Origin of the sequence: Streptomyces sp. NPDC048257 (genome assembly GCF_043201855.1) — a bacterium.
Classification (GTDB): domain Bacteria; phylum Actinomycetota; class Actinomycetes; order Streptomycetales; family Streptomycetaceae; genus Streptomyces.
This window is the reverse complement of sequence record NZ_JBICZI010000036.1, coordinates 1-20,825: the sequence shown is the minus strand read 5'-3', so window position 1 is coordinate 20,825 and position 20,825 is coordinate 1. Positions and strand designations below refer to the sequence as shown.

The window sequence follows — 20,825 nt, the reverse complement described above, 5'->3', positions numbered from 1 at the left end:
CGACCCGTCAGGGACGGACGAACCGTACCGACGCAACGTCCCAAACGTCCCGTGAACGCAGTAGCAACGCTCATACGAGGGCAGGAACATCGACGCATGACCCACGCACCACGGAGGAGTGAGCGCCATGCTGCAGCGCCTTGATGTGTTCAGCGTCGACGCGCAAGACGACGCTTCCGCGGAAGCGCCCCTCACAGGGGAGCTGAGTGCCAACCTTCTTGACCGGGCGATGGTCGGCTGGAAGCGCTTCCTCAGCACCCTGAAAGAAGCGGCCGATGAGTGAGCACTACGCATACGTCCCTCACCGGCTCCTGCGCCGGCGCGTCCGTGACGTCGCCTCCGGCGTTGAGGGTGAACTGATGGCCGTGATCAACGAGAACGTTTCGGATTCGGCCATCGAATACTGGGTTGAACTGGCCTACATCCGTCGCGCATCCGGCCGTGAGTTCACCACAGCGGCTTCCAACGTCGAGCCCGCTGGCTAGGGGCACCGTCAGGCGCCATCTTCTTGCGAACATGATCGTTCGTATCGGGCGAATTGGGTTGAACTCTGCTCGCCCGAGAGGAGGATGGGGACGCTCGGCACGGACAGGTACCGAGCGGTTGGAGGAATCATGGCCAAGGAATTCCAAGTCACCTACGACTGCGCCGACCCGGGTGCGCAGGCGGTGTTCTGGGCCCGAGCACTGGGCTACCGCGTCCAGCCGCCGCCCGAAGGGTTCCCCGACTGGCCGACCGCGCTCACGGCGTGGGGCGTACCTCCCGAACTGCACAACAGCCGGTCGGCCATCACGGATCCGGACGGCAAGGGGCCGAGGGTCTTCTTCCAGAAGGTCCCGGAGGGAAAGACGTCCAAGAACCGCCTGCACCTGGACGTCCGCGCAGCACCCGGCCTGAAGGGCGACGCGCGGATGGCCAAGCTGGAGGAGGAGGCAACCCGGCTGGAGGCGCTGGGAGCGAAGAGGCTGTACCGGATCGAAGGCAATGACATGGATGAGGGAATCATCGTCATGGCCGACCCGGAGGACAACGAATTCTGCCTGGACTGAGGGCCTGATCAGCCCGGACAGGCGTCGGTCGCGGCCGGGGAGAAGCGCGTGGCGATCTGAGGCGGCCCATGCCCGGCCCACGACGGGCTGGAGACGCTGAGAGGTGAGGAGCGCGTAGCGATGTGGCGCGCCCCACCAACCCGGCCCACGGCGACCATGGGCCCCGCCTCTCGGACGTGGCTGCTTGCGCCCGGCAAGGGCGGGCGTCTCCGACGAGGCCGCCCCTTTGTCCATGGCCCGGCTCGTTCTTTTGGGGGCTTCCCGACAGTCTTCGACTTTCCGGGGCGGGACGGTCGGTCAAGGGTGGCCGAAGGCCATCGCGAAGCGACGCGAGGAACGAGCGCCCTTGAGGGACCGGCCCGAACCGGAGAGACGAAGAGACTGACGGGAAACCCCCCTACCCATCCCCGATGCCGCCCGAGCAGCTCCCGCCCACCCGAAGCCACCCCCGCACCCGGGGTGGGGGTGCCGCGGGGGTGAAGGCCCCGCCCGCGTGGATCCGTACCCCCCAGGCCAGGCCCCCCTACAACCGGCTCAGTGACGCCGCCGCGAAGAGGACGTCGCGGATCGCCTCGCGGTCGCCGTGCTGGCCCACCGCCGCCTCCTCCGGGGAGATGTGGCCGGCCGCCAGCTGGCAGAACTCGATGCCGTCCAGGGCGATCTCCGCCACCGTGCGCTCCGGTGACGGCTTTGCCGCCGGTGAATCCAGTGCGATGTCCCAGCCGCCGCCACCCGCGCCCTCGATCTCCAGGTGCAGGGTCCGGCCGGGCGCGCCCGCCGCGACCAGGCCCCGCGGCGGGGCCGCCAGGCCCGCGCGCCTCCGCTGCGCCAGCGCGCTCGGCAGGAGCCGCGCCGCCAGGTCGATCATGCGGTGCAGGTGCGGCCCGGACGGCGGTTCGTACGGGTAGTCCACCGCCTCCGCGATGTCCCACGCGTGCACCCAGCACTCGAAGGCCCGCTCCAGGAAGGCGTCCCCGAGCGGCAGTGCGAAACCGCCGTAGTCCACCGCCAGCTCGGCGACGCCCCGGCCGGCGAAGGAGACCGTGCGCACCAGCGTGTGGCCCTGTTCCCGCCACGGATCGCGGACCTGCCGAGTGATCGGATGCGGCGACGCACCCCAGAAGTGCTCCGTCCGCACGGTCGGCCCGCCCTTCGGCGCGTCCGGACCCAGCGGGTCGTCCAGCCCCAGCGCCGAGGCGATCAGCCCGTCCACCGTCAGCAGATGACCGATCACCCCCGCCACCGTGGTCCGCTGCGACCTGCGCCGCTCCTCCTCGAACCACTTGAGCCGCACGGGGGTGTGCCATTCCGAGTCCCCGAAGTCCTGCAGCAGCGCGTCGAGCCGCGCCGTCTCGGTGTCGTACGGGCTCGCCCACACCGGCACCGGAATGCGCGCCGGCCGCTTGCCCAGGCAGTCCTCCAGGACGCGCGAGCGCAGCAGCGGCTTCAGGTCGAGGTTCTCCTCGGGGTGCAGCAGCCCGACCGCGTCGCGCAGCCGGAGCGCCTCCTCCGCGCACGGCGCACACTCGGTGAGGTGGTCCTCCACCGCCTGGGTCTCCTCGGCCGAGCAGGCGGCCAGCGCCCACGCCCCGAGCAGGGACTTCAGTACGGCGTGCGAGGGCGGCGACGTCGGAAGCGGCATCGGAAGCGACCTCGGAAGCCGTGTCGGCTCCGGCACCGGTGCGGGCAGTAGCGGCTGCGGTGCGTGTCCCGGATCGAGGTCGTCGGCTGCGCCGCGCGGGCCGGGTATCCGCGCCTGGCCGCCGGGACGCTCGTATCCGTCATCGGGCGACTGGGCAGGGCCGTTCATCGAGTGGTTCCATATCCGGACCGGGCGGTGTCCTCCTGGGGGAGGGCGTTGGCGGTCGACAGCAACTGCAGCCCGAGTCGCAGCCTGCGCCGCGCCTCGTCCTCACTGATCTGGAGGTCGGCGGCGGCCTGCCGGTAGTCGCGCCGCTTGAAGTACGCGAGTTCCAGCGCGGCGCGCAGCGGCGCGGGCATCGAGGTGACGATGTAGTCCGCGCGGGCGGCCGCGTTGGCGCTGCGCACCTTCTGCTCCAGCTCCTCGCGGGAGCCCCGGCCCAGTTCGGCCTGGCGCAGCCGGGCCACCGCCTGGCCCTGGGTGATCCGGGCGACCCAGGAGCGCATGGAGCCCTGCTTGGGGTCGTAGGCGTCCGGGTTCTCCCAGATGTAGCCGAAGACCTCGCGGGTGATCCGGTCCGCCGCCTTCTCGTCGCCCAGCACCCGGTGCGCCAGGCTGTGCACGAGCGAGGCGAAGCGGTCGTACAGTTCCCCGAGCGCGGCGGCTTCGCCACGGGCGAGCCGCTGCTGCATGCGGCGGTCCCAGCGCGGTGGTGCGTCCTTCGGCATGAATGCCCCCAGCCGTGTGTCGACGCATCGAATGTAGTGGGCACATGGCGGATCGCGCCTGTTTTGGGAGAACCTCACCCTGGAAGTGCGCCCTGCGTGATAGGGCCGTGGCAGGGCGTGAACGGTGGTAGGGGTGGTGTGGTGGTAACGCTTGTACGGCGGAGGGCACATGGGGACAGGTGTACGCGCCCCACCGCGCTCCCCGTGCGCGGGTTCGATGCGGCCGCCTCCTTGGCCGCTTCGCTTAACGCACAGGCCACGAAGGCCTTACGCTCCTGCCTTGTCTTGATCTGAACCCCACTGCACAAGTGAAGGCGGAACGCCGAACATGGAAAGCGCAGAATACGAGCGCAAGATCGCCGCCCGATTCGCCACCTTCGACCAGGACGGGTCCGGGTATATCGACCGGGAGGACTTCAGCGCGGCAGCGAAGGCCGTCCTGGCCGAATTCGGTACCACCGCCCGGTCGGACAGGGGCCAGGCCGTCTTCGCGGGCGCCGAGGCCTTCTGGCAGGGAATGGCCGGCATCGCGGACGTCGACGGGGACCAGCGGGTGTCCCGCGAGGAGTTCATCACCGGGGCCGCGAAGCGGCTGCGGGACAACCCGGATCGGTTCGCGGAGATCGCGCGGCCGTTCCTGCGGGCCGTGATCGCGGTGGCGGACGAGGACGGCGCGGGTGCGACCCCGCCGAACGCGGCCCGGGTCCTGCGGGTCCTGGGCACCGCCCCGGAGCTGGCCACCCAGGTGGCCGAGGCCCTGGACACCGACGGCGACGGCCGCATCTCGGAGGACGAGATCCTGGCGGCCTTCGCGGGCTACTGCGGCGTGGAAGCCCCTGACGCCTGACGCGATCCAGCCACGCCGGCGTTCGAGGCGCGGAGCCGGGGCAGCGCCCCGGCAGCCGACCCGCACGGGTCCACCGCGCCTCCCGCCGACATGCGCGGGCTCAGGCCCTGTGGAGGCCGGCCCCTGCCCGGGCGATCTCCGCGGGCCCGCGCTGCCCGGCAGGGCGCCTCGCCGCGTTGTCGTATCGCGCGAGTACGGCCCCGTACGAGCTGCGGTCCTCCGCCGTGCGATGCACCGCGCCGGACAACGCGGGCCGACCCACCAAGACCGCCCGCCCGAAGAAGGCCTAGGCGAAGACCACCGTGCGTGCGCCGTTCAGCAGCACGCGGTGCTCGCTGTGCCACTTCACCGCCCGCGCGAGCGCCTGGCACTCCACGTCCCGCCCGATCGCCACCAGCTGGTCCGGCGTCACCTCGTGCCCGACCCGCTCGACCTCCTGCTCGATGATCGGCCCCTCGTCGAGGTTCGCCGTCACGTAGTGCGCGGTCGCGCCGATCAGCTTCACACCGCGCGCGTGCGCCTGGTGGTACGGCTTCGCGCCCTTGAAGCTCGGCAGGAACGAGTGGTGGATGTTGATGATCCGCCCGCTCAGCTCCGTGCACAGCTTGTCCGACAGGACCTGCATGTACCGCGCCAGCACCACCAGGTCGACGTTCTCGGCGCGCACGAGCTCCAGGAGCCGCTCCTCCGCCTCCGCCTTCGTGTCCTTGGTCACCGGGATGTGCACGAACGGAATCTCGTAGGAGCCGACCAGTTCGGCGAAGTCGGTGTGGTTGGAGACGACGGCCGCGATCTCGACCGGCAGGGCGCCGATCCGCGAGCGGAACAGCAGGTCGTTCAGGCAGTGCCCGAACTTGGACACCATGAGGATGATCCGCATGCGCTCCTCGGAGCGGTGGATCTGCCAGTCCATCTTGAACGAGTCGCCGATCGCGGCGAAGCTGGCGCGCAGCTTCTCGACGGTCACCGGGGGCTCGGCCTCGAAGTGCACCCGCATGAAGAAGAGCCCGGTCTCCCGGTCTCCGAACTGCTGGCTGTCCACGATGTTGCAGCCGGTCATGAAGAGGTAACTCGACACGGCGTGCACGATGCCCTGCTTGTCGGGGCAGGACATGGTCAGGACGTACTGGGGTTGGGGCTGGGCCTGGGCCTCGGTGTGCGGGTCGCTCATGACCGCACAGCCTTTCACACCACGCGGGTGAGGATCTTCAACATGTCCAGCGAGGTGGGCCGCACGTCGGGGTCGTCCCCGTCCGCTTCCGCCAGCCGTACGTGAGCCTCGCGCGCGGCACGTACCGCCTCGGGCCACGCGTGGTGTTCCAGGTAGGCGGAGACGGGGGCGTCGGGCCCGACCTGGTGGAGGATCCGGAGCACCCGCAGCACGGCGAGGTCGACGAGGGTGGCCTCCTGGGAGTCGCGGAAGATCGTGCCGACGTACTTCTCGGCGGACCAGCTGTCGAGCCAGGTGTCCTCGACGAGCCGGTAGACGGCGTCGGTGACGTCGCCGTACGCCTCGTCGCCGGTCAGCCAGGTGTCCTCGTGGAAGGCCGGATCGGAGAGCATGTGCAGCGCCGAGCGCACGTTGCCGCGCCAGCGCCACCACGGCATGTCATTGAGGGGCATGCCGCCCATGGTGGAGGAGCGGCCACCGCGTCGGGAAGAGTTCTTCGAACCTTGGGCGAATGTCACGCTTTCGATCGTACGTTCCTGTTCAGTGCGATCTTGAAGCGCCTACGGGGCACGACGCCCCCGCAATTCACCTGGGCGTCACCGGATGTTGCGTCCATCTCACTCGACAGTTACCGGTGGGGCGGAATGGTGCATGGACATGACCATCTCGCGACGCGCCGTATCCCTCTCCCGCACCTTCGTGGCCACGGCGATGGGTTCGTGCCTCATCGCCGGGTGCGGGGCGCTCCCCGGGAGCTCGGGGGGCTCCGGGGAGACGATCACCGTCATGACGTTCGCCCCTGAAGACACCAAAGCGACCAATATGCCTGGTATGACAGGCATGGCCAAGGCCTACGAACGCTGGGTGAACTCCAAGGGCGGTATCAACGGCCGCAAACTGCGCGTACTGACCTGCAACGAGAAGAACACGCCCACCGGCGCCGCCGACTGCGCCCGCAAGGCCGTCGCCGAGAAGGCGGTCGCCGTCGTCGGCTCCTACAGCCAGCACGGCCGCGCCTTCATGGCCCCGCTGGAGGCGGAGGGCATCCCCTTCATCGGCGGCTACGGGGTTTCCTCCGAGGAGTTCCAGTCCCCCCTGTCCTACCCGGTCAACGGCGGCCAGCCCGTCCTCATCGCCGGCGCCGGCCACCAGCTGGGCCGCGCCTGCGACCAGGTCGCCCTGGTCCGCCCCGACACCCTCGCGGGCGACACCCTGCCGGTCTTGCTCAACGCCGGACTGCGGGCCAACAAGATGCCCGACGCCTCCGACATCCGGGCCGCCGAGGACTCCGCCGACTTCGTACCCCAGGCCCGCGAGGCCCTCGCGCACACCAGCGGCAACGGCAAGGAGAAGGAAAAGGAGAAGGGCTGCGTGACCGCGGTCCTCGGCGAGCGCACCGAGACGTTCTTCGACGCCTTCCGCCGGACCGACGCCCAGCGCAAGAAGCCGCAGATCTCATCCGTCCTGGGCAGTGTCAGCCAGTCCCTGGTGAACCGCACGGGCGGCAAGGAGAGCCCCTTCGAGGGCGCGTACCTGACCAGCTGGTACCCGGTGTCCGCCGACCCCCTCTGGGAGCCCATGCGCAAGGTGGTCTCCGAGTTCGCCTTCGGCGACGACAACGTCGACCCCGACGACAGTGGTACGCAGACCACCTGGATCGCGTACACCGTGCTCAGCGAGATCCTCGAGCGCTTCGAGGACGACGGGGCCGTCACCGCCCGCACGGTCAAGCGGTCGCTGAACGAGGCACTGCCCGTCAAGACCGGCGGCCTGACCCCGGACCTGAGCTGGCGCTACCAGGACATGCGCGCGGTCGCCGGTTTCCCCCGCATCGTCAACGGCCGGGTCACCTTCCAGGTCGTGCAGGCCGGACGCCTCGTGGCACAGCCCGGCGAGCAGTCCCTGGACATGACCCCGACCCTGGAACAGGCCCCGCGCACGGCGTGAACCGGAGCGGCACGGCGGCTGCACGGCCCGGCTCGGCGGCTGCACGGCCCGGCTCGGAGCCACACGGCCCGGCTCAGGGCCGCACGGCCCGGCTCAGAGCCGCACGGCCCGGCTCAGAGCTGGGACTTGTCCCTCTTCGTGAGGCCGTACTTGGCGGCGATCGAGTTCCACATCGCCGAGGCCGACTCCTTGGCCTTCGTCGCCTCGCCGCTCGACCTGTTGCCGTCGGCGGCGTTCTTGGTGACCTTGGCCTTGCCGTCCTTGCACTTGTCGTCGTCCGCGTCCTCCGCCCAGGAGGCGTAGCTGTTGTCGGCGTCCGCGGAGGACTGCCACGCCTTGGTGAGGGAAGCGGACAGCTTCGCGTGGTCCGGGAGCTTGTCGAGCTTCAGCTCCTGGAGGCGGGTGACGAGTTCCTCGCGCTGGCGGGCCGCGTCGCGCAGGTCGGCGGCCGCCCGGTCGAGGTTGTTGCAGCCCTTGATGTCCTCGACGGCCTTGATCACCGCGGCCCTGCTGTCGTTGCTGTCCGCCAGGAGCTTGTCCAGCTGGACGGCCTGCGGGCGGGCCGGGTCGACCGGAGCCTCCCCGCCGGGGGCCGCGGAAGCCCCGCTCGCGGTCGGGGCGCCGGCGACCGCACCGGGGTCGTTGTTCTGCGGCTTGTCGTCGGCGAGCAGCGAGCCGACGCCGAGCCCGACGACGGCCAGGCCGATGACCACCGCGGCGATGATCCCGGGCGAGACCCTGCGCGCGGGCTCCGGGGGCGGCGGGGGCGGGGCGTACTGCTGCTGCTGGTACTGCTGCGGCGGCTGCTGGAACTGCTGGTGCGGCTGCTGCGGCTGAGGCTGGGGGCGGGGCTGCTGGGGCCGCCGCGGCGGCTGACGCAGCACCGGCTCCTGGACGGGCGGCATGTGCTGGGTGTGCCCGGCGGTGTCGTTGTCGCCGCGGAAGAGCCCGTCGAAGCCCTCGACGGCGGGGACCGGCGGGATGTACTGCGTCGCCGCCTCCTCGTGCGCGGGGGCGGCCGGCACGGGCGCGATGTACTGGGTCGCGGCCTCGTCGTGCGAGGGTGCCGCGGGCACCGGCGCGATGTACTGGGTCGCCGCCTCGTCCTGCCCGGGGGCCGCCGGTACGGGCGGTATGTACTGGGTGACGGCCTCGGGCAGCGGCGGGTAGCCGTAGCCGTGCGGATCCCCCGGCCCCTCGTAGCCGGGCCCCACCACGTGCCCGGGGGCGCCCTCGGGGGCGGGATAGGCCTGCGGGTACCCGTACGCGGCCCCGGGGTGCGGCGGCTGCGGCTGCTCGGGGTACTCCGGACCCCACGGGGCGCCCGGCTGGGGGGCGCCCCCTTGTCCGCTCTGCGTCACCGGGACTCCTTCTCCGACTCGCCCGACCCTACGGAACCGTCGGGTCACGCTACCCCGTCACGCACTGCCACCGTGAGACCACCCCGAACCCGGCCCGGCCCCACCCGGCCCCGACCCGGCCCCGCCGGCGTGTGAGGCGCGGGACCCGGGGCGGAGCTCCGGCAGTCGGCCGGCAGCCGACCGCGCACCGGGCCTACGCCGTCACCTCCAGCCGCGCCCCGAACTCCCGCACCGCCGCTTCCTCCCGGTACGGCTCCAGCCGCGCCCGGAAGTCGTCCAGGTACTCCACCCCCCGGTTCGAGCGCAGCCCCTCCAGCAGTTCCGCCGCCTTCGTCGCCGTCTGGCAGGCCTGCTCCACCTCCCGCTGCTGCACCTGCGCCGCCGCCAGCAGCAGCAGCCCGATGGCCCGGCGGCGCGCCTTCCCCGCCGGGAGGCCCCGTAGCGCCTCCTCCGCCCGCCGTGCCGCCGCGTCCGCCTGCCCGAGGTCCCGGTGGCAGTGCGCCAGCTCGTCCGCGAGGTACGCCGCGTCGAAGTGCCGGATCCACACCGGGTCGTCACCCGACTCCGGCTCCGCCCGCTCCAGCGCGCTCACCGCCCGCCCGGACAGCACCGCCGTCGCCCGGGTGTCCCCGAGCAGCGCGTGCCCGCGCGCCTCGGCGGCGTAGAACATGGCCTCGACCCGCGGCGTGACCTGCCCGCGCGTCCCCTCCTGCGCGGCCCGCGCGAGCTGCGCGATCTCCCGCGGGTTGCCCAGTTCGGCCGCGAGGTGGCTCATGGACGCCGCGAGCACGTAGCCCCCGTACGCCCGGTCCCCCGCCGCCTGCGCCAGCCGTAGCGCCTGGATGTAGTAGCGCTGGGCCAGGCCGGGCTGGCCCGTGTCCACCGCCATGTAGCCGGCCAGCTCGGTCAGCCGGGCGACCGCCGCGAACAGGGCCCGCCCGACCGGCTCCCGGTACGAGCCGCCGATCAGCCCGGACACCACCGAGTTGAGGTAGTGCACGACCACCGGCCGGACGTGCCCGCTGCCGAAGCGGTGGTCGAGGTCCTTGAGGGCCTCGGTGGTCGCGCGGACCGCCTCGACGTCCGGCATGCCGACCCGCGAGCCGCCGCTGCGGGCCACCTGGGTGTCGGCGCCGGTGATCAGCCAGTCGCGGCTCGGCTCGACGAGCGCGGAGGCGGCCACGCTGGAGCCCGCCAGGAAGTCGCGGCGGCCGACGTCGCTGCGCCACAGCTCGCAGACCTGCTCGATGGCGCCGACGACGGTCGGGGAGAACTGCAGGCCCACGCCGGAAGCGAGATTCTTCCCGTTGGCCATGCCGATCTCGTCGATGGTGACGGTCCGGCCCAGTTTGCGCCCGAGCGCCTCGGCGATGATCCCCGGGGCCCGGCCGCGCGGCTGCTGGCCGCGCAGCCACCGGGCCACGGAGGTCTTGTCGTAGCGGAGATCGAGACCGTGCTCGGCCCCGCACATGTTCACGCGCCGGGCTAGCCCGGCGTTGGAGCACCCGGCTTCCTGGATGAGCGCCTGCAGCCGTTCGTTCGGCTGGCGGGCGACGAGAGGCCTGGCTGCCATGAAAACCCCCTGCTGACCGCGGGTGATCCGTTGGAATGATCACTTCCCGCCTGATGTGCGGAGAATCTTCCGCTCTGCGTCGTGTCGCTACCCAACTGCGGCGCCCCGGCCTCCTACGCGCCCCCACCCGTGCACCAGTGCGCCCCGTATGCAGGATCGATGCTCCGCCCGCCGCCTGGTTTACGCCCGTAACCCCGGGTGACCCGGGGAGTTGTGATGGGCGTGGAAGAGACCATCGGAGTCACGGAGACCGCACCCATCCCCAAGCAGCGCGGCGAGCAGCTGCTGGACCATGCCGTGCGGTACGCGGAAGAACGGCACTGGGATGTCTTCGCCGGCACCTGGTTGGAGCCCGGAGACGGCCGTGAGCTGTGCTCCTGCGGGGCGGCGGACTGCCCCGCGCCCGGCGCGCACCCGGCGGTGAAGGACTGGGCGGCGCAGGCCACCGGCAGCGCGGTGCAGGTCCGGCGGATCTGGGCGAAGCACCCGCAGGCCTCGATCCTGCTGCCCACCGGCCGGACGTTCGACGCGCTGGACGTGCCCGACTCGGCCGGCTTCCTCGCGCTGGCGCGGCTGGAGCGGATGGAACGCAGCCTCGGGCCGGTCACTCTCACGCCCGACCACCGGATGCTCTTCTTCGTCCTCCCGGGCGCCGGGGTCAAGGTGCCCGACCTGGTGCGCAAGCTGGGCTGGCCGCCGGCCACGATCGACCTGGTCGCGCGCGGCGAGGGCGAGTACGTGGCGGCGCCGCCCACCCGCTTCGGCGGCCGGGGCTCGGTCCAGTGGGCGCGGCGGCCCACGCCGGCGAACCGCTGGCTGCCGGACACGGAGGAGCTGATCGACGCGCTGGCGTACGCGTGCGGCAGCGAGGCCGCGGCGGACCGGAAGCGACGCCAGGGCTGACCTGTGATTTCGGGGCGGAAACTGATGACATAAGTAACTGCTCGGCCTCTCCCCCTCCTCCTATGGTGAGGAAGGAACGACCAACGGGGACGTAATGAGAGGCAGGCGCATGCCGGACCAGGGCGATGCGACGGGTGGAGCGTACGGAGTGGGCGGCGCACAATCCGCGCCGCTCGCCGTGCGGGTGGAAGGTCTGTGGAAGCGGTTCGGCGACCAGGTGGCCGTCGCCGGGGTCGACTTGGAGCTGCCCGCGGGGCGGTTCATCGGCCTGGTCGGCCCGAACGGGGCGGGCAAGACGACGACGCTGTCGATGGTGACCGGGCTGCTGCGCCCGGACATGGGGCGGGTCCACGTCGCGGGGCACGACGTGTGGGCTGACCCGACCGAGGTGAAGGCGCGGATCGGCGTACTGCCCGAGGGGCTGCGGCTCTTCGAGCGGCTGTCCGGGCGCGAACTGCTCGGCTACATGGGCCGGATGCGCGGGCTGCCGGGCGAGGAGACCGACAAGCGGGCGACGCAGCTGCTGGAGGTCCTCGACCTCGCGGGCTCGCAGCACAAGCTGGTCGTGGACTACTCGACCGGCATGCGCAAGAAGATCGGTCTGGCGGCGGCGCTGCTGCACAACCCCGAAGTGCTCTTCCTGGACGAGCCGTTCGAGGGCGTCGACCCGGTGTCGGCGCAGACCATCCGCCGGGTGCTGGAGCGCTACACGGCCTCCGGTGCCACGGTCATCTTCTCCTCCCACGTGATGGAGCTCGTCGAGTCGCTGTGCGACTGGGTGGCCGTGATGGCCGCCGGCCGGATCCGCGCGGCGGGCCCGCTGGCCGACGTACGGGGCTCCGCGCCCTCCCTGCAGGCCGCGTTCCTCGAACTGGTCGGCGCGCACGGGCGCGACGCGGCCGGGGACTCGCTGGAGTGGCTCGGCGGCGGTTCCGGGGCGGGATCGCGATGACCTCGCCCGCCAACCCGTCCGCCAACCCGTCCGCTGACCCGGCCACCGACTTGGCCGCTGACCTGTCCGCCGACTTGGCCGCTGACCCGGCCGCCGATCCGGCCGTCATAGTCACCGCTTCCGCCACCGGGGCCTCATCCGTCCCGTCGGTCCCGCTGACCCCGATCTTCGTCCGGCTCAAGCTGTCGCTGCTGCGCAACGGCCTGAAGGGCTCCTCCAAGCGCAAGGCCGCCTACTTCTCGACGCTCGCCTTCGCCCTGGTGGTCGGCTTCTTCCTGACCCTCGGGCTCGCACTGCTGCACGGGCACTCCCAGGCGGGCACCGCCGTCGTCCTGCTGGCCGCGATCCTGGCCCTCTGCTGGGCCTGCATGCCGCTGTTCTTCCCCACCGGCGACGAGACCCTGGACCCGAGCCGGCTGGTCATGCTGCCGCTGCGCCCGCGTCCTCTCGTACGGGCCCTGCTCGTCTCCTCGCTGGTCGGCATCGGGCCGCTGTTCACGCTCTGCCTGGCCGTCGGCTCGGTACTGGCCGTCGCGCGCGGCGCCGCCGGTGCGGTGGCCGCGGTGGTGGCAGCGCCCCTGCTGGTCCTCGGCTGCGTGACCCTCGCGCGGGCGGTGGCCACGGCCAACGTACGGCTGCTGACCAGCCGCAAGGGGCGCGACCTGGCCCTGCTCAGCGGCCTGCTGATCGCGGTGGGCGCGCAGCTGGCCAACTTCGCCAGTCAGAGCCTGTTCCAGGCGGGCGGCCTGGCCACGCTGGAGCCCGTCGTGGCCGTGGTGCGCTGGCTGCCGCCGGCCACCGCCGTCGGCATGGTGGACTCGGCGAGCGAGGGCGCGTACGGGGTGGCGGCCGCCCAGCTGGCCCTCACCCTGGCCGGTGTGGCCGCCCTCCTGTGGTCGTGGGAGCGGAGCCTGACCAAGCTGATGGTCACCCCGGACGGCTCGACCATCAGGGCCGCCCGGCCGACGAAGAACCGTGCCGTGGGCGGCCGGCGGTCGCTGCTGCCGGCCGGCCGGACGGGCGCGGCCGTCGAGCGCACGCTGCGCTACGTCGTACGCGATCCGAAGACCAAGGCGTCCTGGGTGACCGCGCTGGCGATCGGCCTGATCGTTCCCGTCTTCAACGCCCTCCAGGGCACGGGATCCGTCTACCTCGCGACCTTCGGCGCCGGCATGCTCGGCATGCAGATGTACAACCAGTTCGGGCAGGACACCTCGGCGTTCTGGATGGTCGCGCAGACCATCTCGTCGACGCGCGACGCGTACGTGGAACTGCGCGCCCGGGCCGCGGCGCTGGCCATGGTCACCGTCCCGTACACGGTCCTCGTCACCGCGGTGACGGCCGCCGTGATCGGCGACTGGTCCCGCTTCCCCGCGGCCACGGGCCTGGCCCTGGCACTGCTGGGCTCGATGCTCTGCACGGGGGCGCTGGCCTCGGCCCGCTTCCCGTACTCGATCCCGTCGGAGGGCGCCTTCAAGAACGTCGTCCCGGGGCAGGCCGGGCTGGCCTGGGCGGGCATCTTCGGCGGAATGCTGGTGTCGGCGGTGGTCTCGGCCCCGGTGATCGCCCTCACGATCTGGCTCAACTTCGGTGACCACCAAGACCTCTCCTGGATCGTGCTCCCGCTGGGCGTGGCCTGGGGCGCGCTGGCCTCGTGGGCGGGCCTGCGGCTCGCGGCCCCGACCGTGGCGCGCAAGCTCCCGGAGATCCTGTGGGCGGTCAGCAAGGGCTGACCACACCCAAACGGGCCGGTCTCCCCTCCCCTGCGGGAGCGGAGACCGGCCCGTTTCTTGTCGGTGCGACAGCGGCCCGCGGGGCGGCTCGTCAGGGGGCTTCGGCCTTGATGCCGTCCAGGAAGGGTTCCAGGACGGCACGCCAGGCCGTCGGCTGGTCGTAGTGGAGGTAGTGGCCCGCGTCGGGGATTTCCGCGTACTGGCCGGCCGGGAGGACGCGGACCATCTCCTGGGCCTCGGCCCGGCCCAGTTCGCCGTCCAGGCCGCGGACCACCAGGGTCGGGCAGCCGACCTGGGCGAGCTCCTCCCAGTGGGCGTCGTGGACCCACGTCTCGCGGGCCGTCAGCATCTGGCGGCGGGAGAAGAGCGGGCGCCAGCCGTCCGAGGCCTCGTGCATGACCTCGGCGAAGAAGGCGCCGCGGCCGGGGTCGGGGCGTTCCACCCGGGGGTCGTCCTCGCCGAACCAGCGGCGGGCCGCGTCTTGGGTGGGGAAGGGCAGTGGCCAGTGGTGGAACCATTCCTCCCATTCCTGCTGGGAGGCCGCGCCCAGGGCGGAGGCGCGCATGTCGCAGATGACCAGGGCTTCGACCAGGTCGGGGCGGCGGGCCGCGAGCTGCCAGGCGGTGAGGGCGCCCATGGAGTGGCCGATCAGGGTCACGGGAGCGAGACCGAGCTGCTCGACGGCCGCCTCGGCGTCGGCCACGAAGGCCTCGCGGCCCAGGGAGGTCGGGGTGCCGTCGGGGGCGGCGGGCGGGCGGGCGCTCTGGCCGTGTCCGCGCTGGTCCAGGGCCACGACGCGGCGGCGCTCGCGGAGCCAGCGGGCGGTGCCGGCCCAGTGGAAGGCGCGGCCCATCAGACCGTGCAGTAACAGGACCCCGGGGCGGGGGTCGGGCTCGGCCTCTGCTTCGCGGAACTCCCAGGCGGCAAGGCGGACGCCCTCGGCCCCTGTCACATCGACGCGCTGTACCACCGCAGATGCACCCCCTTCGCTCCCCGCCAGACTATCGAACCCGTATTCGAAAACGGGTTTCTCGCCCACAACACCGCTCTTTCGAGTGACCTTGCTCAAGGATTGACCGCCGCTGCCGATGGAGATCCTTTCAACAGGGAGGCGGGCCGCTCGGGGAAGACGGTCCGAGGGGACGACCTTGAGAGCTCGGGGCTCCAGGTCACAAGGGGAGGAACGGTCCCGGCGCCGAAAGGCGCCGGGACCGCCCGCACCAAGCCGTACGGGTCACGACCCGCGGATCGGGTCCCGTCCGGAGGAATCCACCTGACGAAGCCGTCCGACAGACGTCAGCGCTTCGCCACGAACACGTGCGAGGCGACCTCCACGTCCAGCTCGGCGGCCTCGCCGCCACTGCCGACCAGGACGCCGCCGGGCGACTCGGTCACGCTCACCACCGAGCCGGGCTGTACCCCGGCCCGCCGGAGCGTATACATCAGCTGGGCGTCCGTCTGGATCGGCTCGCCGATCCGGCGGACGACCACGGTCTTGCCCTCGCTACCCGGGTCGAGCTCGGACAGGCTGACCATGCCGTCCTCGAGGAACGGGTCCGCCTCGGCCTTCTCGCCCAGCTCCTCCAGCCCCGGGATCGGGTTGCCGTACGGCGACTCGGTCGGGTGACGCAGCAGCTCCAGCACCCGCCGCTCCACCGCCTCGCTCATCACGTGCTCCCAGCGGCAGGCCTCCGCGTGCACCTGCTCCCACTCCAGGCCGATGACGTCGACGAGCAGGCATTCCGCCAGCCGGTGCTTGCGCATGACACGCGTAGCCAGCCGGCGGCCCTCCTCCGTCAGCTCGAGGTGCCGGTCGCTGGCGACGGCCACCAGGCCGTCCCGCTCCATCCGCGCCACCGTCTGGCTCACCGTCGGACCGCTCTGGTCGAGCCGTTCGGCGATACGGGCGCGCATGGGGACCACGCCTTCCTCTTCCAGCTCGAGGATGGTGCGGAGATACATCTCCGTGGTATCGATCAGTCCGGACATTCGTGCCCCTCGGATTGCGTGCGCTGGCCCTGCACCCAATTCTGACGCATCCGGCCGACAACCGTCCCGTACCGGGGGTCAAGACCCCTCCCGGACATCTCCCGGACGTCCCCGGGAAGATCGTCCGGGGATGTCCGGGGCACGTGACCAGAGCTTTCGGCGCGGGATTGACGTTCGTATTGACACGCCCTTGGTCCAGACCGCACGGTGAGCGGCGGACACGGACGCTCCCCACCCCTGGAAGGGCCCTCGGCGTATGAGCGAGAGCAAGCTGGCCGGTCAGTTCTTCGATGCCGCCATCGGCCTGCTGGAGCGGGTACGGGACGAGGAGGCCGCACACATCGCCGAGGCCGGATCCCTCGTCGCCGACGCGGTCGCCGCGGGCAACCGGCTCTTCGCCTTCGGTGCCGGGCACTCCTCGCTGCCCGCCCAGGACGTCGTCTACCGGGCCGGCGGCCTGGCCCTGATGAACTTCCTCGCCGTCCCCGGCACGGCCGGCATCGACGTCATGCCCGCGACCCTGGGCAGCGCCCTGGAACGGGTCGACGGCCTGGCCGGCGCCGTCCTCGACAGCAGCCCCGCCTCCGACGGCGACGTCCTCGTGATCATCTCCCTCTCCGGGCGCAACGCCCTGCCCGTCGAAATGGCGATGAACGCCCGCGCCATCGGCCTCAAGGTCATCGGCGTGACCTCGGTGGCGTACGCGACCGGGACGAAGTCGCGGCACGTCTCGGGCACCTTCCTCAAGGACCACTGCGACGTCGTCCTCGACAGCAAGATCGCGGTCGGTGACGCCGAGCTGAGCATCGACGGCATCGACGCGCCCTTCGCCCCCGCCTCCACCGTCGTGACCAGCGCGATCATGCAGGCGGTCATGGCGGCGGCGGCCGGCGAGCTCGTCGCCCGCGGGGTGGAGCCCCCGCTGCTGCGCTCGGGCAACGTCGACGGCGGCCACGAGTGGAACGGCCGCGTGATGCAGGAGTACGGCGACCGGATCTTCTTCCGGCACTGAACCCGGGCCTGAACCCCTCCCCGCGCCGGAAACCGCCCCGCCCCCGAAGCCGAAGCCGACGCCGACGCCACAGCCGGGCCCGGAGCCGAGCTTCCGGCTCAGTCCCTCGCCGGGCGGGCGGGGGCCGCTGCCAGGTCCAGGTCGGCGGCGACCCGGGCCGCGACCTCCTCCGCGTACGCCGCGTCCGCGCGCTCGAAGGCGGCCCGCGAGGGCCCGCGCAGGAACGTCAGCGCCCCCAGGGTCCGCCCCCGGCTCCGCAGCACCGTGCACAGCGCGTGCGCCGCGCCCTCGGGCCACTGGCGGGCCCGCGCCCACTCCGCGTCCGCCTCCCCGCGCGGGCCGCTGGTCCGCACCGAGCCGATCCGGTCCAGCGCCTGCAGCGCCGGATGCCCGGCCGCGTACCGGACGGGGATCGACCCGGGGCCGGGCAGCACCGGCGGCGACGCGGCGGACCGTACGAGCCTTCGCCGCTCGGGGTCGGCCGCGGGGTCCAGTACGTCAAGCAGCGCCTGCTCGGCGAAGCCGGCGAGGGCGAAGTCCAGGCGTACGGCGGCCGCCTCGGCCGGGTCCTCGCACTCGGCGGCGGCCCGTCCCGCGCGGTGCAGCTGGTGCGAACGGAACCGCAGCTGTGCGGTGTCCAGTTGTTCCTGACGGGCCTCGGTGACGTCCTGGAACAGCCAGCCGACGCCCAGCGGTACGGGCTCCTCCGCGAGCGGCGAGGCCAGCCTCAGGAACCCGCACCGCCAGCACCGGCGCCGCACCCCCTCCGGCGTGCGCACCGACACCCACATCTCGACCGGCGCGGGCGGCGCCCCCTCGGCGAGCACGTGCTGGAGGGCGCCTTCCAGCTCCTCGACGCCCTGGGCCAGCAGCTCCCCGAGCGGCCGTCCGAGCAGTGCGGTGCGGCCGGTCCCGAAGGCCTGGGCGGCGTGCGCGTTGACCACGGCGGGGCGCAGGTCGACGTCGACCAGGACGACGCCCCACGAGGCGTCGTCCATCAGTGCCTCGCTCAGGGCGATGGAGCGTTCCAGGTCGATCTGGGCGTGCACCTCGCTGAAGGCGCAGTACACCCCGGCGGGTTTCCCGTCCGCGCCGGGGACTCCGGCGGACTGGGTCCGCACGAGCACGCGCCCGCCGTCCTTGGTCAGCAGCGCGAACTCGTGCACCTGCCGACCGGGCACGTGCTGGGCGGCCATCAGCCGGTCCTGGACATCGTGCGCGTCGGCGGCCCGCACCGCCCATCCCTCGAAGCCCTTGCGCCCCACGGCTTCGGCGGCGGTCCAGCCCAGGATCCGCTCGGCCTCGCGGTTCCAGTGGGTGATCACGCCGTCGGAGTCGAACGCGCACAGTGCGGCGTCCATCCCGTCGAGCAAGGCTGCGAGCAGATCGTCGGTGGCCTCGTTACGTCCGAAAGCAGTCACCTGGCACCCCCTGCAGGTGTTCGCGTGTGCGGCACGTCAGATCATTGAACTGGAACGTGACGCAGCCCACATCCCGTTCCCCTGAATGTCCGGTAATGATCCATTTCGATCCTGGGGAAATATTTGCTTGTGCCGCGCCGGAGGTGCTCCTAGGCTCTGCCGTACACGAGAAGGGAGGTGGTTCCCGAAATGTACGGAAACCGGACGCGTGAGGTGGCTGCGGGCTAAGCGCCCGTCGTCGCACGCACCCAGTGCGGTGCCCGGCGGGATCGCCAGGCGCCAATCCCAAGCAGTCACCCGACCCGCGGGCTCGCCGGTACGTCCGGCCGGCTTCTCCCACTGCAGGGGAGAGACCCGAGCCCGCGGGTCGTCTGCGTCTGCGCTCCCGCTCCCCCTCGCGCGGCTACGGGCAGAGACGCTCGACCCGCCACTTGTCCCCTTCCAGGACGTAGCGCAGACGGTCGTGCAGACGGTTCTCGTGGCCCTGCCAGAACTCCACCGCCTCCGGGACCACGCGCAGGCCGCCCCACTCCGGCGGCACCGGCACCGGCTCACCGTCCGGGTAGCGGGCCTCCAGCTCGGCATAGCGGTCGTCCAGCTCCGCGCGGGATCCGATCACGCTGGACTGCTCGCTCGCCCAGGCGCCCAGCCGGGAGCCGTGCGGGCGGGAGCGGAAGTACGCCGCCGTCTCGTCGCGGCCGATACGGGAAGCCGTACCGGTGACGATCACCTGACGGGCGATCGCGTGCCAGGGGAAGAGCAGGGCGACGTGCGGGTTCGCCGCCAGCTCACGGCCCTTGCGGGAGGCGTAGTTGGTGAAGAAGACGAAGCCCCGGCCGTCGAACTGCTTCAGCAGCACCGTCCGCGAGCTGGGCCGTCCGTCGGGGGTGGCCGTCGATACGACCATGGCGTTCGGCTCGAAGAGGTGGGAGTCGGCGGCCTGCTGGAACCAGAGGGCGAACTGGTCCATCGGGCTCTCGGCGAGACTCCCCTCGTCGACGATCTCCGAGCGGTACTGCTTGCGCATCGTGGCGGGGTCAATGTCCTGATCGGTCACGCTGGCCATCCTGCCGCAGCCGGACCGGTGGCGGTGTGCCGTATGTCACGCTTCCGCAGTCGGGGTCGAGCGGCCAAAATCTTGGGGCCGGTCCGAAGGTCCCCGAGCGGGTGACCAACGGCCGTGCCGGGCATCAACGGGGATGACCGCGCCGGACCGCGAGTCACGCCGGGAGCCGCGCGTGTTCGCACTATCTGAGGAGCCGCCTGATGTCCGACTTCGTACCCGGGCTCGAAGGGGTCGTCGCGTTCGAGACGGAGATCGCCGAGCCGGACAAGGAAGGCGGATCGCTCCGCTACCGGGGCGTCGACATCGAAGACCTCGTGGGCCACGTCTCCTTCGGGAACGTCTGGGGCCTGCTGGTCGACGGTGCCTTCAACCCGGGCCTGCCGGCCGCCGAGCCCTTCCCCATTCCGGTCCACTCCGGTGACATCCGCGTCGACGTCCAGTCCGCGCTCGCCATGCTCGCCCCCGTGTGGGGCCTGAAACCGCTGCTGGACATCGACGAGCAGACCGCCCGCGACGACCTCGCGCGCGCGGCCGTGATGGCGCTGTCGTACGTCGCCCAGTCCGCCCGCGGCCAGGGCCTGCCCATGGTGCCGCAGCGGGAGATCGACAAGGCCGAGTCCGTGGTCGAGCGGTTCATGATCCGCTGGCGGGGCGAGCCCGACCCGCGGCACGTCAAGGCCGTCGACGCCTACTGGACCTCGGCCGCCGAGCACGGCATGAACGCCTCCACCTTCACCGCGCGGGTGATCGCGTCGACCGGCGCGGACGTCGCCGCCGCGCTGTCCGGCGCGGTGGGCGCCATGTCGGGACCGCTGCACGGCGGGGCGCCGTCCCGCGTGCTCGGCATGATCGAGGAGATCGAGCGCACCGGCGACGCCGTCGCGTACGTGAAGAAGGCCCTGGACAAGGGCGAGCGGCTGATGGGCTTCGGGCACCGCGTCTACCGCGCCGAGGACCCGCGCGCCCGTGTGCTGCGGCGCACCGCCAAGGAGCTGGACGCGCCGCGCTACGAGGTGGCCGCCGCGCTGGAGAAGGCCGCGCTCGAGGAGCTGCACGCGCGCCGCCCCGACCGGGTGCTCGCCACGAACGTGGAGTTCTGGGCCGCGATCATGCTGGACTTCGCCGAGGTCCCGGCGCACATGTTCACGTCGATGTTCAGCTGCGCCCGTACCGCCGGCTGGTCGGCGCACATCCTGGAGCAGAAGCGCACGGGCCGCCTGGTGCGGCCGTCGGCCCGCTACACCGGGCCGGGGCGGCGCAACCCGCAGGAGATCGAGGGCTACGCGGACATCGCCGAGACCGCGTGATCGCGTAGTCGGCTAGTCGGCCGGGGGGGGGGGGGGGGGGGGGGGGGGGGGGGGGGGCCGGGGGGGCGGGCGCCGCCCCCCCCCCCCCCCCCCCCCCCCCCCCCCCCCCCCCCCCCCCCCCCCC

The 20,825-nt window shown here is 72.2% G+C and carries 20 protein-coding genes; 10 read left to right on the top strand and 10 right to left on the bottom strand.

The genetic code is table 11. From position 1 onward, the window contains the following. The first annotated feature begins 127 nt into the window (after positions 1–127). From ACGFZK_RS35695 to ACGFZK_RS35685, 3 genes are all read left to right on the top strand, one after another. Positions 128–283, top strand: coding sequence for a hypothetical protein (locus ACGFZK_RS35695; protein WP_393852982.1), 156 nt, complete (start codon positions 128–130; stop codon positions 281–283). After that, positions 276–485 carry a hypothetical protein gene (locus tag ACGFZK_RS35690; RefSeq protein WP_393852981.1) on the top strand — a complete coding sequence of 70 codons (210 nt, stop codon included), beginning with the start codon at positions 276–278 and terminating at the stop codon, positions 483–485. Before ACGFZK_RS35695 ends, ACGFZK_RS35690 begins: the two co-directional genes overlap by 8 nt. Positions 486–614: 129 nt before the next feature. After that, positions 615–1,049 (top strand): VOC family protein, encoded by a 435-nt coding sequence (locus ACGFZK_RS35685; protein WP_393852980.1) that lies wholly within the window; start codon positions 615–617, stop codon positions 1,047–1,049. A 523-nt stretch (positions 1,050–1,572) separates the two neighbouring features. Here the strand turns inward: ACGFZK_RS35685 and ACGFZK_RS35680 are convergent. Both ACGFZK_RS35680 and ACGFZK_RS35675 read right to left on the bottom strand, forming a co-directional pair. Next, positions 1,573–2,859, bottom strand: coding sequence for a maleylpyruvate isomerase N-terminal domain-containing protein (locus ACGFZK_RS35680; protein WP_393852979.1), 1,287 nt, complete (start codon positions 2,857–2,859; stop codon positions 1,573–1,575). Beyond that, complete coding sequence (locus ACGFZK_RS35675) at positions 2,856–3,419, bottom strand: sigma-70 family RNA polymerase sigma factor (protein WP_030390653.1); 564 nt, start codon at positions 3,417–3,419, stop codon at positions 2,856–2,858. The genes ACGFZK_RS35680 and ACGFZK_RS35675 overlap by 4 nt, the downstream gene beginning before the upstream one ends. A gap of 328 nt (positions 3,420–3,747) precedes the next feature. Here ACGFZK_RS35675 and ACGFZK_RS35670 point away from each other — a divergent pair, with 328 nt between their 5' ends. Further along, complete coding sequence (locus tag ACGFZK_RS35670) at positions 3,748–4,266, top strand: EF-hand domain-containing protein (RefSeq protein WP_393852978.1); 519 nt, start codon at positions 3,748–3,750, stop codon at positions 4,264–4,266. Positions 4,267–4,552: 286 nt separating this feature from the next. On the opposite strand, the gene purU is transcribed toward ACGFZK_RS35670, so the two are convergent. Next, positions 4,553–5,437: a formyltetrahydrofolate deformylase gene (gene purU, locus ACGFZK_RS35665; protein WP_393852977.1), complete on the bottom strand. Its 885-nt coding sequence runs from the start codon at positions 5,435–5,437 to the stop codon at positions 4,553–4,555. A 14-nt stretch (positions 5,438–5,451) separates the two neighbouring features. Then, entirely contained in the window at positions 5,452–5,898 is a 447-nt protein-coding gene (locus ACGFZK_RS35660; RefSeq protein ID WP_393853017.1) for a hypothetical protein, read from the bottom strand. A gap of 196 nt (positions 5,899–6,094) precedes the next feature. On the opposite strand from ACGFZK_RS35660, the gene ACGFZK_RS35655 reads away from it, so the two are divergent. Continuing rightward, on the top strand, positions 6,095–7,384 hold the full coding sequence (locus ACGFZK_RS35655) for an ABC transporter substrate-binding protein (protein ID WP_393852976.1): 1,290 nt from the start codon (positions 6,095–6,097) through the stop codon (positions 7,382–7,384). 113 nt (positions 7,385–7,497) lie between these two features. On the opposite strand, the gene ACGFZK_RS35650 is transcribed toward ACGFZK_RS35655, so the two are convergent. Next, the gene (locus ACGFZK_RS35650) at positions 7,498–8,745 is read right to left on the bottom strand and encodes a hypothetical protein (protein ID WP_393852975.1); all 1,248 of its coding nucleotides are present in this window, start codon (positions 8,743–8,745) and stop codon (positions 7,498–7,500) included. A 193-nt stretch (positions 8,746–8,938) separates the two neighbouring features. Then, positions 8,939–10,318: a transcriptional regulator gene (locus ACGFZK_RS35645; RefSeq protein ID WP_393852974.1), complete on the bottom strand. Its 1,380-nt coding sequence runs from the start codon at positions 10,316–10,318 to the stop codon at positions 8,939–8,941. A gap of 222 nt (positions 10,319–10,540) precedes the next feature. Here ACGFZK_RS35645 and ACGFZK_RS35640 point away from each other — a divergent pair, with 222 nt between their 5' ends. The 3 genes from ACGFZK_RS35640 to ACGFZK_RS35630 all read left to right on the top strand — a co-directional run bounded on the left by ACGFZK_RS35640 (position 10,541) and on the right by ACGFZK_RS35630 (position 13,906). Continuing rightward, positions 10,541–11,221, top strand: a complete 681-nt coding sequence (locus ACGFZK_RS35640) for a bifunctional DNA primase/polymerase (protein ID WP_393853016.1) — start codon at positions 10,541–10,543, stop codon at positions 11,219–11,221. Positions 11,222–11,330: 109 nt separating this feature from the next. After that, on the top strand, positions 11,331–12,173 hold the full coding sequence (locus ACGFZK_RS35635) for an ABC transporter ATP-binding protein (RefSeq protein WP_393852973.1): 843 nt from the start codon (positions 11,331–11,333) through the stop codon (positions 12,171–12,173). A gap of 107 nt (positions 12,174–12,280) precedes the next feature. Continuing rightward, a complete protein-coding gene (locus ACGFZK_RS35630; RefSeq protein WP_393853015.1) occupies positions 12,281–13,906 on the top strand; it encodes a transporter in 1,626 nt (541 codons plus the stop codon). Between the two features lie 91 nt (positions 13,907–13,997). Here the strand turns inward: ACGFZK_RS35630 and ACGFZK_RS35625 are convergent, their stop codons facing one another. Then, the gene (locus tag ACGFZK_RS35625; RefSeq protein ID WP_393852972.1) at positions 13,998–14,876 is read right to left on the bottom strand and encodes an alpha/beta fold hydrolase; all 879 of its coding nucleotides are present in this window, start codon (positions 14,874–14,876) and stop codon (positions 13,998–14,000) included. 326 nt (positions 14,877–15,202) lie between these two features. Then, positions 15,203–15,895: a metal-dependent transcriptional regulator gene (locus tag ACGFZK_RS35620; protein WP_202201040.1), complete on the bottom strand. Its 693-nt coding sequence runs from the start codon at positions 15,893–15,895 to the stop codon at positions 15,203–15,205. A gap of 256 nt (positions 15,896–16,151) precedes the next feature. Here ACGFZK_RS35620 and ACGFZK_RS35615 point away from each other — a divergent pair, with 256 nt between their 5' ends. After that, a complete protein-coding gene (locus tag ACGFZK_RS35615; protein WP_393852971.1) occupies positions 16,152–16,907 on the top strand; it encodes an SIS domain-containing protein in 756 nt (251 codons plus the stop codon). A gap of 98 nt (positions 16,908–17,005) precedes the next feature. Here the strand turns inward: ACGFZK_RS35615 and ACGFZK_RS35610 are convergent, their stop codons facing one another. Then, positions 17,006–18,328 carry a PAS domain-containing protein gene (locus ACGFZK_RS35610; protein WP_393852970.1) on the bottom strand — a complete coding sequence of 441 codons (1,323 nt, stop codon included), beginning with the start codon at positions 18,326–18,328 and terminating at the stop codon, positions 17,006–17,008. A gap of 403 nt (positions 18,329–18,731) precedes the next feature. Beyond that, positions 18,732–19,394, bottom strand: a complete 663-nt coding sequence (gene pdxH / locus ACGFZK_RS35605) for a pyridoxamine 5'-phosphate oxidase (protein WP_393852969.1) — start codon at positions 19,392–19,394, stop codon at positions 18,732–18,734. Positions 19,395–19,594: 200 nt separating this feature from the next. Here pdxH and ACGFZK_RS35600 point away from each other — a divergent pair, with 200 nt between their 5' ends. Further along, positions 19,595–20,701 carry a citrate synthase 2 gene (locus ACGFZK_RS35600; RefSeq protein WP_030390669.1) on the top strand — a complete coding sequence of 369 codons (1,107 nt, stop codon included), beginning with the start codon at positions 19,595–19,597 and terminating at the stop codon, positions 20,699–20,701. Positions 20,702–20,825: the final 124 nt, after the last annotated feature.

Coding starts and splice junctions, on each gene's coding strand:
- ACGFZK_RS35660 (WP_393853017.1), bottom strand. CDS start 5,898: ATGGGCGGCATGCCCCTCAATGACATGCCGTGGTGGCGCTGGCGCGGC.
- ACGFZK_RS35615 (WP_393852971.1), top strand. CDS start 16,152: ATGAGCGAGAGCAAGCTGGCCGGTCAGTTCTTCGATGCCGCCATCGGC.
- ACGFZK_RS35695 (WP_393852982.1), top strand. CDS start 128: ATGCTGCAGCGCCTTGATGTGTTCAGCGTCGACGCGCAAGACGACGCT.
- ACGFZK_RS35655 (WP_393852976.1), top strand. CDS start 6,095: ATGACCATCTCGCGACGCGCCGTATCCCTCTCCCGCACCTTCGTGGCC.
- ACGFZK_RS35670 (WP_393852978.1), top strand. CDS start 3,748: ATGGAAAGCGCAGAATACGAGCGCAAGATCGCCGCCCGATTCGCCACC.
- ACGFZK_RS35645 (WP_393852974.1), bottom strand. CDS start 10,318: ATGGCAGCCAGGCCTCTCGTCGCCCGCCAGCCGAACGAACGGCTGCAG.
- ACGFZK_RS35685 (WP_393852980.1), top strand. CDS start 615: ATGGCCAAGGAATTCCAAGTCACCTACGACTGCGCCGACCCGGGTGCG.
- ACGFZK_RS35680 (WP_393852979.1), bottom strand. CDS start 2,859: ATGAACGGCCCTGCCCAGTCGCCCGATGACGGATACGAGCGTCCCGGC.
- ACGFZK_RS35600 (WP_030390669.1), top strand. CDS start 19,595: ATGTCCGACTTCGTACCCGGGCTCGAAGGGGTCGTCGCGTTCGAGACG.
- purU (WP_393852977.1), bottom strand. CDS start 5,437: ATGAGCGACCCGCACACCGAGGCCCAGGCCCAGCCCCAACCCCAGTAC.
- ACGFZK_RS35635 (WP_393852973.1), top strand. CDS start 11,331: ATGCCGGACCAGGGCGATGCGACGGGTGGAGCGTACGGAGTGGGCGGC.
- pdxH (WP_393852969.1), bottom strand. CDS start 19,394: ATGGCCAGCGTGACCGATCAGGACATTGACCCCGCCACGATGCGCAAG.
- ACGFZK_RS35690 (WP_393852981.1), top strand. CDS start 276: ATGAGTGAGCACTACGCATACGTCCCTCACCGGCTCCTGCGCCGGCGC.
- ACGFZK_RS35620 (WP_202201040.1), bottom strand. CDS start 15,895: ATGTCCGGACTGATCGATACCACGGAGATGTATCTCCGCACCATCCTC.
- ACGFZK_RS35675 (WP_030390653.1), bottom strand. CDS start 3,419: ATGCCGAAGGACGCACCACCGCGCTGGGACCGCCGCATGCAGCAGCGG.